Annotated in this window: 18 protein-coding genes; 10 read left to right on the top strand and 8 right to left on the bottom strand. The window is 72.1% G+C overall.

All coding sequences use genetic code 11. The features are described 5' to 3' along the window. Window positions 1-879 precede the first annotated feature (879 nt). From OG488_RS06910 to OG488_RS06890, 5 genes are all read left to right on the top strand, one after another. Complete coding sequence (locus tag OG488_RS06910) at window positions 880-1,218, top strand: helix-turn-helix domain-containing protein (protein WP_329226895.1); 339 nt, start codon at window positions 880-882, stop codon at window positions 1,216-1,218. Window positions 1,219-1,918: 700 nt separating this feature from the next. After that, a complete protein-coding gene (locus tag OG488_RS06905) occupies window positions 1,919-2,122 on the top strand; it encodes a cold-shock protein (RefSeq protein WP_076967088.1) in 204 nt (67 codons plus the stop codon). A gap of 338 nt (window positions 2,123-2,460) precedes the next feature. After that, the gene (locus OG488_RS06900; RefSeq protein WP_329226890.1) at window positions 2,461-3,972 is read left to right on the top strand and encodes a DEAD/DEAH box helicase; all 1,512 of its coding nucleotides are present in this window, start codon (window positions 2,461-2,463) and stop codon (window positions 3,970-3,972) included. 46 nt (window positions 3,973-4,018) lie between these two features. Continuing rightward, window positions 4,019-4,423, top strand: coding sequence for a CBS domain-containing protein (locus OG488_RS06895; protein ID WP_406461475.1), 405 nt, complete (start codon window positions 4,019-4,021; stop codon window positions 4,421-4,423). A 56-nt stretch (window positions 4,424-4,479) separates the two neighbouring features. Beyond that, a complete protein-coding gene (locus OG488_RS06890; RefSeq protein ID WP_329226888.1) occupies window positions 4,480-4,791 on the top strand; it encodes an SCO5918 family protein in 312 nt (103 codons plus the stop codon). A 105-nt stretch (window positions 4,792-4,896) separates the two neighbouring features. On the opposite strand, the gene OG488_RS06885 is transcribed toward OG488_RS06890, so the two are convergent. Further along, entirely contained in the window at window positions 4,897-5,256 is a 360-nt protein-coding gene (locus OG488_RS06885) for a hypothetical protein (protein WP_329226887.1), read from the bottom strand. Between the two features lie 222 nt (window positions 5,257-5,478). Beyond that, window positions 5,479-6,339, bottom strand: a complete 861-nt coding sequence (locus OG488_RS06880; RefSeq protein ID WP_329226885.1) for a 3-hydroxybutyryl-CoA dehydrogenase — start codon at window positions 6,337-6,339, stop codon at window positions 5,479-5,481. Window positions 6,340-6,537: 198 nt separating this feature from the next. Here OG488_RS06880 and OG488_RS06875 point away from each other — a divergent pair, with 198 nt between their 5' ends. Continuing rightward, complete coding sequence (locus tag OG488_RS06875) at window positions 6,538-7,794, top strand: glycoside hydrolase family 10 protein (RefSeq protein ID WP_329226883.1); 1,257 nt, start codon at window positions 6,538-6,540, stop codon at window positions 7,792-7,794. 82 nt (window positions 7,795-7,876) lie between these two features. Here OG488_RS06875 and OG488_RS06870 read toward each other — a convergent pair whose 3' ends face one another. Both OG488_RS06870 and OG488_RS06865 read right to left on the bottom strand, forming a co-directional pair. After that, complete coding sequence (locus tag OG488_RS06870; RefSeq protein WP_329226881.1) at window positions 7,877-8,080, bottom strand: DUF1918 domain-containing protein; 204 nt, start codon at window positions 8,078-8,080, stop codon at window positions 7,877-7,879. Between the two features lie 42 nt (window positions 8,081-8,122). Then, window positions 8,123-9,112: a DMT family transporter gene (locus OG488_RS06865; RefSeq protein ID WP_329226879.1), complete on the bottom strand. Its 990-nt coding sequence runs from the start codon at window positions 9,110-9,112 to the stop codon at window positions 8,123-8,125. Here OG488_RS06865 and OG488_RS06860 point away from each other — a divergent pair. The 4 genes from OG488_RS06860 (at window position 9,111) to OG488_RS06845 (ending at window position 12,904) form a co-directional block, all read left to right on the top strand. After that, complete coding sequence (locus OG488_RS06860; protein WP_329226877.1) at window positions 9,111-10,571, top strand: aminotransferase-like domain-containing protein; 1,461 nt, start codon at window positions 9,111-9,113, stop codon at window positions 10,569-10,571. The two genes, OG488_RS06865 and OG488_RS06860, sit on opposite strands and share 2 nt — an antisense overlap. Beyond that, on the top strand, window positions 10,568-11,005 hold the full coding sequence (locus OG488_RS06855; protein ID WP_329226875.1) for a GNAT family N-acetyltransferase: 438 nt from the start codon (window positions 10,568-10,570) through the stop codon (window positions 11,003-11,005). Before OG488_RS06860 ends, OG488_RS06855 begins: the two co-directional genes overlap by 4 nt. Window positions 11,006-11,070: 65 nt before the next feature. Then, window positions 11,071-11,646, top strand: a complete 576-nt coding sequence (locus tag OG488_RS06850; RefSeq protein WP_329226873.1) for a histidine phosphatase family protein — start codon at window positions 11,071-11,073, stop codon at window positions 11,644-11,646. Between the two features lie 94 nt (window positions 11,647-11,740). Further along, the gene (locus OG488_RS06845) at window positions 11,741-12,904 is read left to right on the top strand and encodes a serine hydrolase domain-containing protein (RefSeq protein ID WP_329226871.1); all 1,164 of its coding nucleotides are present in this window, start codon (window positions 11,741-11,743) and stop codon (window positions 12,902-12,904) included. On the opposite strand, the gene OG488_RS06840 is transcribed toward OG488_RS06845, so the two are convergent. The 4 genes from OG488_RS06840 to OG488_RS06825 are packed head-to-tail and all read right to left on the bottom strand — an operon-like array spanning window position 12,898 to window position 16,999. Next, the gene (locus OG488_RS06840) at window positions 12,898-13,566 is read right to left on the bottom strand and encodes a response regulator transcription factor (protein ID WP_329226869.1); all 669 of its coding nucleotides are present in this window, start codon (window positions 13,564-13,566) and stop codon (window positions 12,898-12,900) included. The genes OG488_RS06845 and OG488_RS06840 overlap by 7 nt on opposite strands. Beyond that, the gene (locus OG488_RS06835) at window positions 13,563-14,867 is read right to left on the bottom strand and encodes a sensor histidine kinase (RefSeq protein ID WP_329226867.1); all 1,305 of its coding nucleotides are present in this window, start codon (window positions 14,865-14,867) and stop codon (window positions 13,563-13,565) included. The genes OG488_RS06840 and OG488_RS06835 overlap by 4 nt, the downstream gene beginning before the upstream one ends. Next, a complete protein-coding gene (locus OG488_RS06830; protein WP_329226866.1) occupies window positions 14,860-16,047 on the bottom strand; it encodes an acyltransferase family protein in 1,188 nt (395 codons plus the stop codon). The genes OG488_RS06835 and OG488_RS06830 overlap by 8 nt, the downstream gene beginning before the upstream one ends. Next, window positions 16,040-16,999 (bottom strand): alpha/beta hydrolase, encoded by a 960-nt coding sequence (locus OG488_RS06825; protein WP_329226864.1) that lies wholly within the window; start codon window positions 16,997-16,999, stop codon window positions 16,040-16,042. The genes OG488_RS06830 and OG488_RS06825 overlap by 8 nt, the downstream gene beginning before the upstream one ends. Between the last annotated feature and the right edge of the window lie 6 nt (window positions 17,000-17,005).

Raw genomic sequence — 17,005 nt, 5'->3', positions numbered from 1 at the left:
CTGATCGTGGGCTCGTGCCCTGGCCGGCTGCGATCCGACCGGATGTACCCCGGCTGCGGCGCGTGCCCGTCCGATCGGCGGCGCAGCGGGCGAGAGGGCTGCGGGTAGCGGCCCTGGTCGGGTGCAAGGGCCCTGGCTGGGATGCCCCACGCTCCGCCCGGTCCAGGCAGACAGTCTTCCTGGCCGGCATCTGAAAATCTGTACTGGCGGGGGTAGACATTGAGGTGCAGGGTGATTACGGTTTCTCTCGTAGCCAAGAAGGACAGCAGGGCCGGGCAGAGATGAACCGCCTGGCAGCAGTAAAGGCAAGTTGCAGTGCGCAGGCCGGTGCGGTGGTGGAGTTCCGAAGCCAGGGTTTTCGCGGGATGGCGACGGGGCTGGCGACCGGACCGGGTGGCCCGCAGTTTCAGGGGCTGCCGTGAGCAGGACCGCAGGACGCAGGTGCAGTCCGCAGTACCAGTGGTCCCTCGGTACATGGCGTCAGGCTGCGGCGCGCGTACCGGGAAGTTCGGCAGTGGGGTTCCAAGCCGGAGCAGACGCAGGACGGGCGACGGGGCTGGCTGCCGAAGTGGCGCTGTGAGAGGCCACCAGGAGTACGGAAGTAGTCTGTCCAGAGGGAAAGAACGGAGGAGTTGAGCGCCATCAGGATCGCCCGGGCGGAAGTGTTGGGCCCGGGTACCGCAGGACATCGCAAGTGAGGTGGTCTCCGGTCGAGCAACCGCGATCCCCGCAACCCCCGGACCTCTTCCCGGCAGGTATGCGGAAACACAGAGCCGGCACAGCCGATCAAGGCCGGCTGATGGTGTAGCTGTTCCTTCGGGGCCCTGGTGCCATTGGCACCAGGGCCCCTCCGACGCGTGTTCCACAAGAGAGGTGCAAGTGACAGCAGGCGACTCGTTCGGCCGGCTCGACGACGACGACTACCCCGCCTACACCATGGGCCGGGCAGCCGAGATGCTCAACACCACACAAGGGTTCCTCCGTGCCCTCGGCGAAGCCCGCCTCATCACTCCCCTGCGCTCCGCGGGCGGGCATCGCCGTTACTCCCGCTACCAGCTCCGCATCGCCGCCCGCGCCCGCGAACTCGTCGACGGCGGTACCCCGATCGAGGCGGCCTGCCGCATCGTCATCCTCGAGGACCAACTCGAGGAAGCCCAGCGCATCAACGCCGAACACCACCGAGCCGCCGAGCCGCCCGGCACGCCGACCTCGGCCTGAAGCCCTGCGCGTCCGGTGGGGGACGGGCAGGTGCCTGATCCGCCTGCCCGAAGTGCGCCCACGGGCCGTTCCCCCTGCGGTGTCACGCTCGTAAGGATGCGCTCGTCTTCGGCGTGGGTGCTCTCTCGTGCCGCTGCTTCTCGCGGCTTCCCGGACGCGTACCGCCCAGCTCGTGATGTGCTCTTCGGGCTACCGCGAGCTCCAGGCTGGTCAGGCCGTGATGTGTGCCGACTTCCCGGACGGCACGGCCCGGCCCATGGACTTCGGCCGCGCTGCAGGGCTGTTGGGCACGGTGCGCCTTCCGCGACCCTTCGTTCTGACGGGCGACGCGCTGGTGGGCCGACCTGCATCCGAGCGGTCGGTTTCCCCGCGCTGTGAAGGTGCGCACCCTTCCTGCAACGCTGTGCTCGGGGCGGGCCGATATCTATGGCCACGGCGTGAGGGTTCAATGCGCCGCGCCGGGAGTGTTCTTACCCCGGCGAAGAGAGTGGAATTGTTCAGCGTACGCGGACCATTACGGCATGCTACTGTCCATCTCGGTTGCAGTTGTGGTTCCCAAAACTTCAAGCTTCTGCGTGGGTGTTTTCGACCAGTGGCAGCTTCATTGTATTTCCGGTTCTCTCCGGGCGGGGCATCATCGCGGCGACGCGGCATCCGTGCATCACGGATTCCGACGTACCTGCCCCGAAGGAGATATGACATGGCGTCAGGCACTGTGAAGTGGTTCAACGCGGCCAAGGGTTTCGGCTTCATCGAGCAGGACGGTGGCGGCGCTGACGTGTTCGCCCACTTCTCGAACATCGCCGCCCAGGGTTTCCGCGAGCTGCTCGAAGGCCAGAAGGTCACCTTCGACATCGCACCGGGCCAGAAGGGCCCGACGGCCGAGAACATCGTTCCCGCCTGACGCCGGAGCGCACTTCGTAGCTGGGACCCGCATCCTCCGGGGTGCGGGCCCCAGCTCCGGGCATTCTCCGGGAGTGGTGCCACCTGCGGTGAAAACCTCCGCCCGCAGAGCCATCCGCAGAGCCTTCTCGCTGCCCAACCCTTCCGAGTCCCACCTGTCGGTGGAACTGGATGCCTCGCCGATATGGCGTCACTCATTCCATGGTCTGCATCCCGCTCCAGGGGAAAATGCAGGTCTCATTTGATTTCTCATTCCGCTCGGCCCGTTCTTGTGATTCCCTGCGCTGTTCTTCCGCTGCGAGAATTCCTTGATACGTGCCGTATCAAGGAAGGTTCTGAATGAACCCCACACGTACGAACAACCGCTCTTCCCGCAGCCGTGCCGCCGACTCCGGCCGGGGCGGTAGCCGCTTCAACTCGACCGCCTCGACCCGTTCCGCTGCCCCGGCCCGTTCCGGCGGTTCGGGCCGCTCGGCCGGCCATGGGCGGCGGCCCGCCGCGGTTCAGGGCGAGTTCGCTCTGCCGGTCACCGTCACTCCCGCGCTGCCTGCCGTCGAGACGTTCGCCGACCTCGACATGCCGGGGCAGTTGCTGGCGGCGCTGACCGCCCAGGGGGTGAGCGTTCCGTTCCCGATCCAGGGGGCGACCCTGCCCAACACCCTCGCGGGCCGCGACGCCCTGGGACGTGGGCGTACCGGCTCCGGCAAGACCCTCGCCTTCGGCCTGGCTCTGCTGTCCCGCACCGCCGGTCAGCGTGCCGAGCCCCGGCAGCCGCTGGCCCTGGTCCTCGTGCCGACGCGTGAGCTGGCCCAGCAGGTGACCGACGCCCTGGCCCCCTACGCCCGCTCGGTGAGGCTGCGCATGGCCACCGTCGTCGGCGGCATGTCGATCGGCCGGCAGGCCAACGCGCTGCGCGGTGGTGCCGAGGTCGTCGTGGCGACGCCGGGCCGGCTCAAGGACCTCATCGACCGGGGTGACTGCCGACTCGACCAGGTCGCGATCACCGTGCTGGACGAGGCCGACCAGATGGCTGACATGGGCTTCATGCCCCAGGTCACCGCGCTGCTGGACCAGGTCCGCGCCGAGGGCCAGCGGATGCTGTTCTCCGCCACCCTGGACCGTAACGTCGACCGCTTGGTCCGCCGCTACCTCACCGACCCGGTCGTCCACTCCGTCGACCCCTCCGCCGGTGCGGTCACCACGATGGAGCACCACGTGCTCCACGTCCACGGCGCGGACAAGAACCGTACGACCACCGAGATCGCAGCCCGCGACGGCCGGGTGATCATGTTCCTGGACACCAAGCGGGCCGTGGACAAGCTCACCGACCACCTGCTGGCCAGCGGTGTGAGGGCCGCCGCTCTGCACGGCGGGAAGGCGCAGTCGCAGCGCACCCGGACCCTGACCCAGTTCAAGACCGGGCACGTCACCGTGCTCGTGGCCACGAACGTCGCCGCCCGCGGCATCCATGTCGACAACCTCGACCTTGTCGTCAACGTGGACCCGCCGACCGACCACAAGGATTACCTCCACCGCGGCGGCCGAACCGCGCGGGCCGGGGAGTCCGGCAGCGTCGTCACCCTCGTCACCCCCAGCCAGCGCCGGGACATGACCCGCCTCATGACCGCCGCCGGCATCGTGCCCCAGACGACCCAGGTCCGCTCCGGTGAAGAGGCACTCGGCCGCATCACCGGCGCCCAGGCCCCCTCAGGGATTCCCGTGACGATCACCGCGCCGGTGGCAGCGCGGCGTGAGCGCAGCCGCGGCGCATCCTCTCGTGGCCGGCGCAGCCCGGCCTCCGCGGCCCGGCGCGTGAGCGCGCACCAGTCCTCCTTCGACGCCGCTGCCTGAGAACTTCGTGATCCGCAAGCTGACCCATCTGTGCAGGAGGAACCTTTTGACGCTGGTCCAGATGCAGCCGGGCTCGACGGATGCCACGCCCGCAGGCAGGACGGTGGGCGACGTGATGGAGACCGCCGGGCCGCAGGTCTGTGACGACATGACCGTCGAGGTGGCCCTGTCCGTGATGACCAGTGCCCTTACCGGGCATCTGCTCGTCTGTGACGACAGCGGCCTGTGTATCGGCCTGGTCACCCGGTCCCGGCTCACAGCAGTCCGTGACGGTTCCGCGTACTCGGACAGGCTCCGGCTGCGGGACATCCTCAGCGACCGGGGGCCGTTCACCTCACCGGTGACCACCATGGCCGAAGCCGGGCACATGATGCGCCACAGCGACGTCGATGCCCTGCCTGTGGTCGACGAACACGGCAGTGCCCTGGGCGTCTTCGCCCTCGCCCGCTGAGTCGCCCCGTCCGCGGCAGAACCGCTCCCTCTTCGTTCCTCTCCCTGTGAGGCATCATGCGCTGTGTCATCGCCCGCTTCCCGTTCGACCTGACCAGGAGCGGCGTCCTGGAAGCGATGAAAGGCATCAAGCCCGAGCACGCTTCCGGCGAGTCCGTGATCATCGGCCGACGCACCTACCCCGTCAAACAGGTCGGCCAGGTCCTCACACGCCAGGACCGCCGCGACTTCAGCGCAGGAGAAGTCGTGCGGGCCATGACCCAGCTCGGCTTCACCTGCCGCGGTCCGGTCCCGGCCCCCGCCCCCGCTCGGGTTCTCAGCCCGTTGCAGCAGGCTTCCGCGATGCTCGGCGCCCCTCTGGCTGCTTGAGCGACCGGCAGACGCGAGCCGCCGGTACGCGGTGGTGAGGGTCCGGCCGACGCACTCCGGCCGGACCCCCACCGCGTATCGAAGTGTCCGGGCGCGGGCAGTGGGTCAGTGGTCGGAGTAGCTGAAGTCGCCCATCGTCCAGGCGCTGACGTCCTCGATCGCGACCCGGTACATCCCGCCCGTCTCCGGGATCCCCACCGTGCCCTGCAGAATCCGCGCCACGTGGAAGTGCAGATGCGTGGGCGGCCCTTCCTCGGGTGCCGCACTGGTGAACATGGCGGAAAAGTCGCTCAGGCGGGCCGAGTCCGCAAGGACCTCCGACACCCGTTGCCTCCAGACGGCTTCGGGAGCCAGCCGGCCCGTGATAACAGCACCACCGGCGACCACGGTCAGAGGCATCTGGTTGCTGTGCCCGGACTCCACCAGGGCGGCAACGTCAACAAGCAGCGCGTCATGCTTCGACATGAGGCCGATTGTATTCGTCGACCATCGGCCTGCCTTCCTGCGGTGCCGCTCCGGGCAGGAAGGCACTGAGGCTCCGTCGTTGAAGGCGCGGAACCGGCTGTGCGTGGCACGGCGTCGGGTCGGCCGTGGCGGAGGAGGCTCTTCGGGGCCGCACACGGTTCTGACCTGGGGGGTGCCCCGGCGGGCCCGGCGGCGTGAGCGCCGGGCCCGCCAGCAGGACGGTCAGTCGTACGGGTAGAAGCCCGAGCCGGTCTTGCGGCCGAGCCGGCCCGCGTCGACCATCCGCTGGAGCAGCGGGGGAGCGGCGTACAGGGGCTCCTTGTACTCCGCGTACATCGAGTCGGCGACCGAGGCCACGGTGTCCAGGCCGATCAGGTCGGCGAGCTTCAGCGGGCCCATCGGGTGGGCGCAGCCCATCTCCATGCCGTTGTCGATGTCCTCGCGACTGGCGATGCCCGACTCGAACATCCGGATCGCCGAGAGCAGGTACGGGATCAGCAGCGCGTTGACGACGAAGCCCGAACGGTCCTGGGCGCGGATCGCGTGCTTGTCGAGCACGTCCTGCACGACGGCTTCCGCACGCTTTATCGTCTCGTCGGACGTCGTCAGCGCCGGGATCAGCTCGACGAGCCGCTGCACCGGTGCCGGGTTGAAGAAGTGGATGCCGATGACCTGGTCCGGCCGGGAGGTGGCCACGGCCAGCTTCACCAGCGGGATGGACGAGGTGTTCGAGGCCAGGATGGCGTCCGGCCGGGTCACCACCTGGTCGAGCACCTGGAAGATCTCGGTCTTGACCTGCTCGTTCTCCACGACGGCCTCGATCACGAGGTCGCGGTCGGCGAACTCTCCGAGGTCGGTGGTGAAGCTGAGGCGGGCGAGGGTCTCGTCACGCTCCTCCACGGTGATCTTGCCGCGTTCGGCGGCCTTGGAGAGGGAGTTGTGGAGCCGGGTACGCCCTATCTCCAGCGCCTCGCCGGTGGTCTCGGCCACCTTGACCTCGAGACCGCTGCGGGCGCACACCTCCGCGATGCCTGCGCCCATCTGGCCACAGCCGACCACTCCGACGCGTGCAATGTCGGCCATAGAGTCCGTCACCTCGTGCCTTTCGCTGATCTTCGTGCGGCAGTTCCCGTTCGGTTCCGGTGCCCGCCTCGACCCCATGACGTTAACCCGCGTTCAGGCTCCGGTGAGCCGCGGGTCGAACGGTCCGACGGCGGGCATGATCTGCGTCACGCACCGCTGACATGGCATACGGGAACAAGCGATAAGAAAGGTACACAGATGCGTCGAATGGGCCGGAGGTCCTTGGTTCTGGGCGCGGCGAGCACGGTGGCCGCGATGATGACGGCGGGTGATGCCGTCGCGGCGCACCGGCCGGGTCCCGCCCGGCACCGGCACCGCAGGGCGGGCGAGGGTGAGCTGCGCGGGGTGTGGATCGCCACGGTCGCCAATCTGGACTGGCCCTCGGCGCCGGGACTGGGCGCCGCGGCCCAGGAGGCGGAGCTGATCGCCCATCTGGACCGCGCGGTCGACCTCCGGCTGAACGCCGTGGTCCTCCAGGTCCGGCCGAGCGCCGACGCCCTGTGGCCCTCGTCCTACGAGCCGTGGGCCCAGTGCCTCACCGGTGTCCAGGGCAAGGACCCCGGCTGGGACCCGCTGGGCACCGCGGTGCGGGAGGCGCACGCCCGCGGCCTGGAGCTGCACGCGTGGTTCAACCCCTACCGGGTCGCGAACCACACGGACCCCTCGCGTCTCGTCGCCTCGCACCCCGCCCGGCTTCACCCGGAATGGGTGCTGCCGTACGGCGGGAAGCTCTACTACAACCCGGGACTGCCCGAGGTCAGGGAGTTCGTCCAGGACGCGATGCTCGACGCGGTGAGCCGCTACGCCGTCGACGCGGTGCACTGGGACGACTACTTCTACCCGTATCCGGTGGCCGGCCAGGTCTTCGACGACGACGCCGCGTACGAGCTGTACGGGGAGGACTTCGCGGACAGGGCGTCCTGGCGCCGCGACAACACCGACCGGCTGGTGAAGGAGACCGCCGCACGGATCAAGGAGGTCAGGAGCGGTGTCCGCTTCGGGATCAGCCCCTTCGCGGTGTGGCGCAACGCCTCGACCGACCCGCTGGGATCCGACACCGCGGCCGGTGTGCAGACCTACGACGACCTGCACGCCGACACCCGTAAGTGGGTGAGGGAGGGCTGGATCGACTACATCTGCCCGCAGATCTACTGGAACATCGGCTTCTCCGCCGCCGACTACGCGAAGCTGCTGCCGTGGTGGGCCGAGACGGTCCGGGGCACGGGGGTCGGACTGTACGTCGGGGAGGCGCTCTACAAGGCCGGGGACCCGGCCCAGCCGGCCGCCTGGCAGGACCCGGCCGAACTCTCCCGCCACCTCGACCTCGCCGCCGGTCATCCGGAGGTGGGCGGGCACGTCTTCTTCTCCGCGAGGCAGGTGAAGGCCGACCCGATCGGCGCCATGGCCCGGGTGGTGGCCGACCACTACCAGGTCCGGGCCCGTACACCGAGTTGACCCCGCGGCCGCCCGGGGCCCCGCCCCGTCCGGCCCGGGCGCGTGCGCCGGGAGCCGCTCGTGCCCCCGGCCCACGCGCGCTCTACGGTTTCGTGTCCTCGGGCGCGGTGTGCTGGACGACGCTGTCGGGGCCCGGGGACCTGATCGATTCGTGTCCGTCCTCGAAGCGCAGGCGGTACGGGGGGCTGCCCCCGTCGCCGAGCACCTCGACGATCTCTGCGACCCGGTCGTGCTCTCCCACGGTCCTGCCGTGCGTCAGCAGCCGGTCGCCCGTGTGTGCCTCCATCGGGAGTGACCTCCTCACGGGTGGCGATCCATGTCGACAAGTCTATGACCGGACCGGCTCCCCGGCCCCCGGCCGTCGCGCACCCCGGCTCCCCGCACGCTGGGTGACGGCGATGCACACCAGGACCGCCACCGCCGCCACCGGAGCGGCGGGGGACACCTCCTCGCCCAGGGCCAGCACCGACCAGACCAGGGTGAGCAGCGGCTGCGCCAGCTGGAGCTGGCTGGCCCGGGGCACTCCGATCTCGGCCATGCCCCGGTACCAGACGTACAGCCCGAGGAAGGTCGACCCGACGGCCACCCACACCAGCCCGACGACCCCGTGGACCGTGAGGTGCACCGGTTCGTACGGCAGCGCCACGGCCGCGCCCGCCACGGCGAGCGGCAGGCAGAGGACGAGGGCCCAGCCGATCACCTGCCAGCCCGGCATCACCCCTGCCAGCCTGCCTCCCTCGGTGTAGCCCGCCGCGCAGACCAGCAGCGCCCCGAACAGGTAGAGATCGCCGCCGGAGAGCGAACCGCCGCTCTGCTGGACGGTGAAGCCGATGACCACGGCCGCACCGGCCAGTGCGGCGGCCCAGAAGGCACGAGGAGGCCGCGACCCGGTGCGCAGGGCCGAGAGGAGGGCGGTCGTGAGGGGCAGCAGCCCCACCACGACGGCCGCGTGCGAACTCGTCGAGGTCTGCAGCGCCAGCGAGGTCAGCAGGGGGAACCCCACCACCACGCCGCCCGCCACGACCGCGAGTCCGGCCCAGTGGCGGCGCGCGGGCACCGGGACGCGGCCCGCGAGCAGGGCGCATCCGGCGATCAGTGCGGCGAGCGCGCTGCGCAGCGCGACCAGGGACCAGGGGCCGAAGCTCTCCAGCCCCCACACGGTGGAGGGGAAGGTCAGCGAGAAGGCGAGTACGCCGAGGCCGGCGAGAAGGACACCGCTTCCGGGTCCGCGGCGCACGGTGGGGAGGGCGGCGTCGACCGCGGGGGCCGCCTCGACCGCTATCGCCGGGCGGGCAGTAGCGCTATTCTGTGCTGTCATGCATGAGCGTAGCAGTGTGGCCGCATTGGTGGTTTCCCTCAGAGGGGAGCTGAACCGCTACTCGTCAGGTGAGAAGCTGCCGTCGAGCCGCGCACTCGTCGAGCGCTTCAAGGTCAGCCCGGTGACCGTCTCCCGGGCCGTCGCGCAGCTCGCCGCCGAAGGGCTGGTCGTCACCCGGCCTGGCTCCGGGGCCTTCCGGGCCGAGACCCGCGGCGCCGCCCCCGCCCCGGGCGACACCTCCTGGCAGGAGGTCTCGCTCAGCGGCGGCGGCGGACCCGAGGTCGTGCCCCGCACCGTCGACGCGTCAGGGGTCCTCGTCACCCTCGCCGCACCGCCGCCCGGAGTGATCGAATTCAACGGCGGCTACCTCCACCCCGGCCTCCAGCCCGAGCGGGCGATGGCTGCCGCGCTGGCCCGGGCCGGACGCCGTCCGGGCGCGTGGGGCAGGCCGCCCACCGACGGCCTGGCCGAGCTGCGCTCCTGGTTCGCCCGGGAGATCGGCCCCGCCTTCACCGGGGCCGACGTGCTGATCACCGCCGGAGGGCAGAGCGCCCTGGCCACCGCGCTGCGGGCGCTCGCCCCGCCCGGCGCCCCGGTGCTCGTCGAATCGCCCACCTATCCGGGCATGCTGGCCGCCGCCCGCGCCACCGGCCTGCGGCCGGTCCCCGTCCCGGTGGACGCCGACGGGGTGCGCCCCGACCTGCTGGAAGCCGCCTTCCGCGCCACCGGGGCCAGGGTCTTCGTCTGCCAGCCCCTCTTCCAGAATCCGACGGGCGTGATCCTTGCTCCGGAGCGGCGCGAACGGATCGTGCGCGCGGCCCGGGAAGCGGGCGCCTTCGTCGTCGAGGACGACTTCGCCCGCCATCTCGTCCACGCGGACGCGGGCCCCCTGCCCGAGCCCCTGGCCGCGCACGACCCGGACGGCGTCGTCGTCCATGTGCGCTCCCTCACCAAGATCACCTCACCCAGCCTCCGGGTCGGCGCGCTGGCCGCCCGCGGCCCCGTGCTGGAACGGCTGCGCGCCATCCAGGTCGTCGACAGCTTCTTCGTGCCGCGCCCGATCCAGGAGGCCGCGCTCGAACTCGTCGGCTCCCCTTCCTGGGAGCGCCATCTCCGCGCCGTGGCCGCCGAACTCGCCGCCCGCCGCACGGCGATGACGGCGGCCGTCCGCGGTCAGCTGCCCGAACTCGCCCTGCCGCACGTGCCGTCGGGCGGCGGCAGCATCTGGCTCCGGCTGCCCGGCCCGGTGGCCGGCGAGCCCGCCCTGGTCTCCGCCGCCCTGCGGGCCGGCGTCGCCGTGGCGCCCGGCCGTCCGTACCACTGCGCCGAACCCCCCGCCGGACACGTCAGGCTGAGCTTCGCCGCGCTCTCGGGTCCCGCCGAGATCTCGGAGGGGGTGCGCAGGCTGCGTAAAGCGGTCGACGGGCTACGGGGACCGGGGGATAGCCTCCCGGGATGAACGGCAACGACACCGCCGAGCGGTCCTACGAGATCTCCGACGACCCCACCCGGCTCGACGCCGCCCGCGTCCACCACTGGCTGTCCACGGACGCCTACTGGGCGCTCGGACGCACCCGGGAGAAGCAGGACCGGATGATGGCGGGCTCGCTCAACTTCGGTGCCTACGACGTCGCTTCGGGCGAGCAGACGGCCTACGCGCGCGTGGTGACCGACCGCGCCTCCTTCGCCTGGATCTGCGACGTCTACGTGGACCGCGCGGCGCGCGGCCACGGCCTCGGCACCCGGCTCGTCACCACCGTCCGCGACGAACTGTCCCCGCTGGGGGTGCGCCGGTTCCTGCTCGCCACCAAGGACGCCCACGGGGTCTACGCGAGGCTCGGCTTCACCCCGCTCCCCGAGCCGGACATGTGGATGGTCCTCCAGGCGGGCTGAGGCGCGGACGCCCGCGGCGCACCGCCCTCTTGACCGGCGCGGCGCCGGGCCCCACGATCGCGCCCATGAGTGTTCGGGTGTCCCTGGTCGCCGCAGCACGCAGCTCCGCCCTCCTCGCCGAGCGTTTCGACGACGACCGGCCGCTCGACCACGCCGGCTGGCGTGAGGTCCAGCTCGCCGCCCACACCCTGGTGCGGCTCGGCGCCGCCGAGCTGCGCTACTGCTCGCCGACCCCGCGCAGCCGCGCCACGGGTGACGCCCTGGGTTTCGCCCCGCTCGTCCAGCTCGCCCTGCGCGACTGCGACATGGGCCGCTGGAGGGGGCTGACCCTGTCCGAGGTCGCCGCCCGCGAGCCGGCCGCCGTGGACGCCTGGCTCGCCGATCCGCGCTCCGCCCCGCACGGCGGGGAATCCCTGCTCGCCTTCATATCCAGGGTGGGAAGCTGGCTCGACACCCGTCCGGTCCAGGAGGGCGCCCTCGTCGCCGTCGCCGAACCCGCCGTCGTCCGCGCGGTTCTGGTGTACGCCCTGAACGCCCCGCCGTCGACGTACTGGAACGTCGACGTCCGGCCGCTCTCCGCCGTGACGATCACGGGATCCCCGGGGCGCTGGAGCGTCAGCTTCGAAGCGCTGCCGCGCTGACCGGATCACCCGGTCGAAGGAACGGGCCGTACGGCGCCTTCCCGCCAGTCCGACCAGTCGGTATGGTGCGTGGCACCGAGACGAGGAGAGACCCGTGCCCCAGATCCAAGGCCACTGTGACGACCGGTTCGCCGCGGTGCGCGACGCGTTCGAGGCGAACTTCGCCGAGCGCGACGAGCTGGGCGCGGCGGTGACCGTCCTGCTCGACGGCGCCCCCGTGGTGGACCTCTGGGGCGGCTGGGCCGACGGTGCGCGGACCCGCCCGTGGGAGCGGGACACCGTGGTCAACGTCTGGTCCACCACGAAGGGCCCGACCGCGCTCTGCGCCCACGTCCTCGTCGACCGCGGCCTCCTGGACCTGGACGCCCCGGTGTCGGCGTACTGGCCCGAGTTCGCCGCCGCGGGCAAGGAGTCCGTGCGCGTACGGCATCTGCTCTCGCACCGCTCCGGCGTCGCGGGGCTGCGTGATCCGCACACCCTGGCCGAGCTCTACGACTGGGAGCTGACCACGGCCCGCCTCGCGGCCACCGAACCCTGGTGGGAGCCGGGCACCCGCTCCGGGTACCACGCGATCTCCTACGGCTTCCTCGTCGGCGAGGTGGTCCGCCGGGTCACCGGCCTGCTGCCCGGGGAGTTCCTCCGGCAGGAGATCACCGGCCCCCTCTCCATCGACTTCTCGGTGGGCCTCCCGGAGCAGGACGCCGGACGCGTCGCCGAGCTGGTCCAGCCGAAGGCCGTCTCCCGCGAACAGGCCGCCCTGTTCGCGGCGATGCCACCGGTGGCCGTCGCCTCGCTGCTCAACCCCGGTACGGGCATCGCGGCCGCCAACACCCCCGGCTGGCGGGCCGCCGAGATCCCGGCGGCCAACGGCCACGGCACGGCCCGCGCGGTCGCCTCCCTCTACGGCATCCTCGCCGGGCGCGGCACCCTCGACGGCCGCCGGATCCTGTCCGAGGAGGCGGCCGAGCGGGTCCGCGAAGGGCAGGGCAGCTGCCGGGACCTGGTGCTGGGGGCGGGCTTCGCCCACGAGACCGAGCTGGGCCTCGGCCTCTGGCTGAGCGGCCCGAACGCCTCGTACGGCCCCAACCCGCGCGCCGTCGGCCACGACGGGGCGGGCGGCTCCTGCGGTCTCGCCGACCCCGAGGCCGGGATCGCGCTCGGCTACGTCATGAACCGCATGGGCCCGAACATCGCCGACGACCCGCGGAAGATGGCGCTGGTCGACGCGGTGTACGGCGCGCTCCCCGCGGCTCAGTAACCCGCCGGGCGCACCAGCCCCGACTCGTAGGCGAACACGGCCGCCTGGGTGCGGTCGCGCAGACCCAGTTTCACCAGGATCCGGCTCACATGGGTCTTCACGGTCTGTTCCGCGACCACCAGGCCCGCCGCGATCTCCGCGTTCGAGAGGCCCTGCGCGATCAGGGACAGCACCTCCGTCTCCCGTTCCGTCAGGTCACCGAAGCGCTGCGTCCGCGGAGCGCGCGTTCCGGCGCTCACCCGGGAGAACTCGGCGATCAGGCGCTTGGTGAGGTTCGGGGCGAGCAGCGCGTCCCCGGCCGCCACCACCCGTACGGCCTGGGCGAGTTCGTCGGCCGAGGCGTCCTTCAGCAGGAACCCGGAGGCACCTGCGCGGAGCGCCTCGTAGACGTACTCGTCGAGGTCGAAGGTGGTCAGGACGAGCACCTTCACCGCGGAACCGGGCTCCCCGGTGAGACGGCGCGTGGCGTCGATGCCGCCCAGGCGGGGCATCCGTATGTCCATCAGTACGACGTCCGGGCCCAGTTCGGCGGCCTTCTCCAGCGCGTCCAGACCGTCCACCGCCTGACCGACGACCTCGATGCCGGGCTCGGCGTTCAACAGTACGGTGAAGCCCTGACGGACCATCATCTGGTCGTCGGCGATCAGGACGCGGATGGTCATGCGGGGCCCTCCAGGGGGAGTGTCGCCAGTACTTCGTAACCCCCGCCGGGGGTGCGGCCGTGGGTGAGGTCGCCGCCCAGCATGGCGGTGCGTTCGCGCATACCGAGCAGCCCGTGCCCGACTCCGCCCGCACGGGCGGCGGGCACCTCCGGGGCGGTGTTGGTGACCCTGACCGTGACGGCGGAGGAGTGGTAGCCGACCTCGACCCGGGCGCCGGCCCCCGGGGCGTGCCGCAGCACGTTGCTCAGCGCCTCCTGCACGATCCGGAAGGCCGACAGCTCCACACCGGGCGGGAGCGGCCGGCGCCTGCCGGTGGTCTCCGCCGCGACGGAGACGCCCGCGCTCCGCACCTTGCCGATCAGCTCGTCCAGCCGCTCCAGCGTGGGCTGCGGGGCCTGCCGCAGTCCGTCCGCCACGGCGTCCTCCGAGCGCAGCACGCCCAGCACCCGGCGCAGCTCGGCCAGCGCCTCCACCGCGTTCTCCCGTATGCCGGCGAGGTTCTCCCTGAGCTCGTCCGAGGGATTCTCTACGAGGTGCGGGGCGACCTGCGCCTGGATGGAGATCACCGACATGTGATGGGCGACGACGTCGTGCAGCTCCCGCGCGATCCGGTTGCGCTCCTCCAGGAGGGTGCGCCGGGACCGCTCCTCCTCCGTCAGCCCGGACTGCACGACCAACTCCGTGCGGGCCACACGCAGGGCACGCAGAGCGGCACCGGTCACCACCGCCGTGACGAAGGCCGCCGCGCCGATGCCCAGGGAGTAGTGGTGGGGCCTGGTGGTGAAGCCGGCCACCAGCCCCGTCAGCAGACTCAGTGCGAGGGCGAGACACGCACGGCGCGGATGCACGCGGAGCGTCAGCAGGAACAGGGCCGTGCTCTGCGTCGCGATCTCGGGGCCGGTCCACGGGAACAGCTCGCCGGGCGACATCGCGGACTCGGTGATCCGTACGCTCACGGCCATCAGGACCAGCGAGGCCCACCAGGCGTACAGGGGCTGCCACATGCCGACGAGGAGCGCCATCGCCTGGCACACGACCAGGAGCACCGCGTACTCGGGCACGGCGGCACCGTGCGGGACCAGGTCGGGCACGTGCCACACGGCGACGGCCGTCGCCCCGAGCGTCAGCAGCATCCCGAACGCGGGCCGCCAGACCGGTGATCCGGGCTCCCCCATGGGCGGGAGGGGATCGACGGGAGCGGTCCACAGGTCCTCACGCAGCGCGTACGGCAGCCGCCGCACCACCGCCGCGATCCGGCCCCCGGCCCCCGCCACCCCCGTCATGCCGCTCAGCTTAGGCATGGTGCGACTCCGTGGTCAGGGCGGGGGAGCCGGATCGGACGACGGTCGAACGGCCGCCGCCCCGTTGCTCGTACGCGCCGAACGCGGACCGGCACAGCAGCAGCGCCAGTGCGAACACCGGCAGCCAGGCGAGCCGGGCGAGCACCCACCCGGGGCCGTCGGGGACCGTGTGCAGGCCGGGTACCGGGCCGCTCAGGAACAGCACGGTCGACGTGACCGCGATCATCGCGGTCTGGTGCCAGAGGAACACCGTCATCGCGGACAGGTTCATCAGCGCCACCGCCGCCCACACCTCTGGCCGCGCCAGGATCCGCCGCAGTGGTCGAAGCAGCAGCAGGGCCGCGCCGCACTGGGCGAGGCCGAAGGTGACGGCGGCGAGCGACGGCGGGTCGAGGTTGGAGAGCGCCCCGCCCGGAACCCCGACCATGGAGGCGGGATATCCGGCGAACAGCACCAGCCCCGCCGTCGCCCCCGCACCCCCGAGCAGCAGCACCCATCCGGTCCGGCGGTCGCTCAGCCCTCCACGGGCCCACGCCGCCCCCAGGCAGTAGGGGACCAGCCAGCCCGCGGCCACGTTGATCCACCCCAGGGAGGCCGGGCCGTCGAGGCCCAGCCGGAACAGGTCGACGTACAGGACGACGGCCAGCGGCCAGAGCGGGTGCAGCCGCGCGACCAGCGGGGTCGCCGCCGTCAGCGCGACGAACACCAGGAGGAACCACAGCGGCGACCACACCAGCTTGCCGAGCGCGCGCACCGTCCCGTCGTCCACCCCCGAGGCCAGCATCACGGCGGCGGCCACAGCCCATACGACCGTGACGACGGCGACCGGCCGGAACAGCCTGGCCGTACGGGCCCTCAGCCAGTGACCGTAGGACTCGCCCCTGGCCCGTGCCGAGGCGTAGCCCTTCGCGCCGACCTGACCGCCCACCAGGAAGAAGACGGCGAGCGTCTGGAACACCCAGGAGACCGGGGTGAGTCCGGGCATGTACCGGAGCGGACTCTCGCCGTGGACCGTGCCGCTGTCGGCGACCAGGGCCGTCACCAGCCAGTGGCCGCCCACCACACCCAGGATGGCGAGGGCGCGCAGGGCGTCGACCGCGCGGTCGCGGTCCGGGGGAGTGGCGGCTTCGATCCGCCGGACGAGAGCGCGCACCTCCGCGCGCCGAACGAGGTCACGCATGACGGGCCCCCGCCGTCCCCGAGACGATCGCGGCGATGCCCCGCAGCGCGACGCTCCCCGGTCTCAGGTAGTCGCTGTGCCCGGCGTCGCCCGCGTCGAAGACCTTCGCGCCGAACGCCGGCGACACCGGGTCCGTCCCGAACCCGACGGCACCGAAGGGCAGCGGAAGGACCAGGTGCGGGACCCGGCCGATCCAGTCGTCCCCGCCCCGGGCCGCCCAGACCGTGGCCCGGGTGCCCAGGGCCGCTCCGTCGTCCGCGCCGGTGCCGGGACTGCCGTACAGCACGATGTCCGCCACATCGAGCCCGGAGGCGGCACGGGCGCAGACCACGGAACCGTACGAGTGGCAGAGGAGGGAGACCCGGGCGGCGGGCCTGACCCGGCGCACGTCCCGGACGAAGGCCCGCAGGCCGGGAGCAGCCTCGTCGGCACGAGCCGCAGTCAGGGACGAGGGACCCAGCATGGTGGGTGTCCGGTAGCCGAGCCAGGCGACGACGGCGGCCCCGGGGCCCAGCTCGCCGAGGAGCGCCTCGGCGCCGCGCCGCAGACGGCCGTAGTGATCGAGGTCGACGCCCGAACCGGGCACCAGCACCGCGATCCGTCCGGCCCGCGACAGATCCCCGAAGACCTCCACGCCACGGCCGCCGTCGCGCCCGTCGAACATCAGGAAGACGCGTCCCGGAGCCGCCATGGCCGTGAGCGCGGCGGCCCGTCGCCGGTCGCCGTGGCGGGCGGCCATGTCCCGCGCCGCGCGGATCTCGTACCGGGCGGCGGCGTACCTGGCCTCCAGCACCGCGGGCTCCGCCGTGTCCAGCGGCGCGAGGCGCGCGGGGACCGGGGCGGGAACGGCGGCGGGGCGGGCCGCCCCCGAGACCGGCAGGGCCACCGACGCGGTGACGAGTGCGACGAGCAGGGCGCGGCGCGCGCGGCTGCTCCGTGAGCGGGACGCCATGGGAAG

Origin of the sequence: Streptomyces sp. NBC_01460, from assembly GCF_036227405.1 — a bacterium.
Taxonomy (GTDB): Bacteria; Actinomycetota; Actinomycetes; order Streptomycetales; family Streptomycetaceae; genus Streptomyces.
This window is presented reverse-complemented; position numbering and strand designations above follow the sequence as displayed.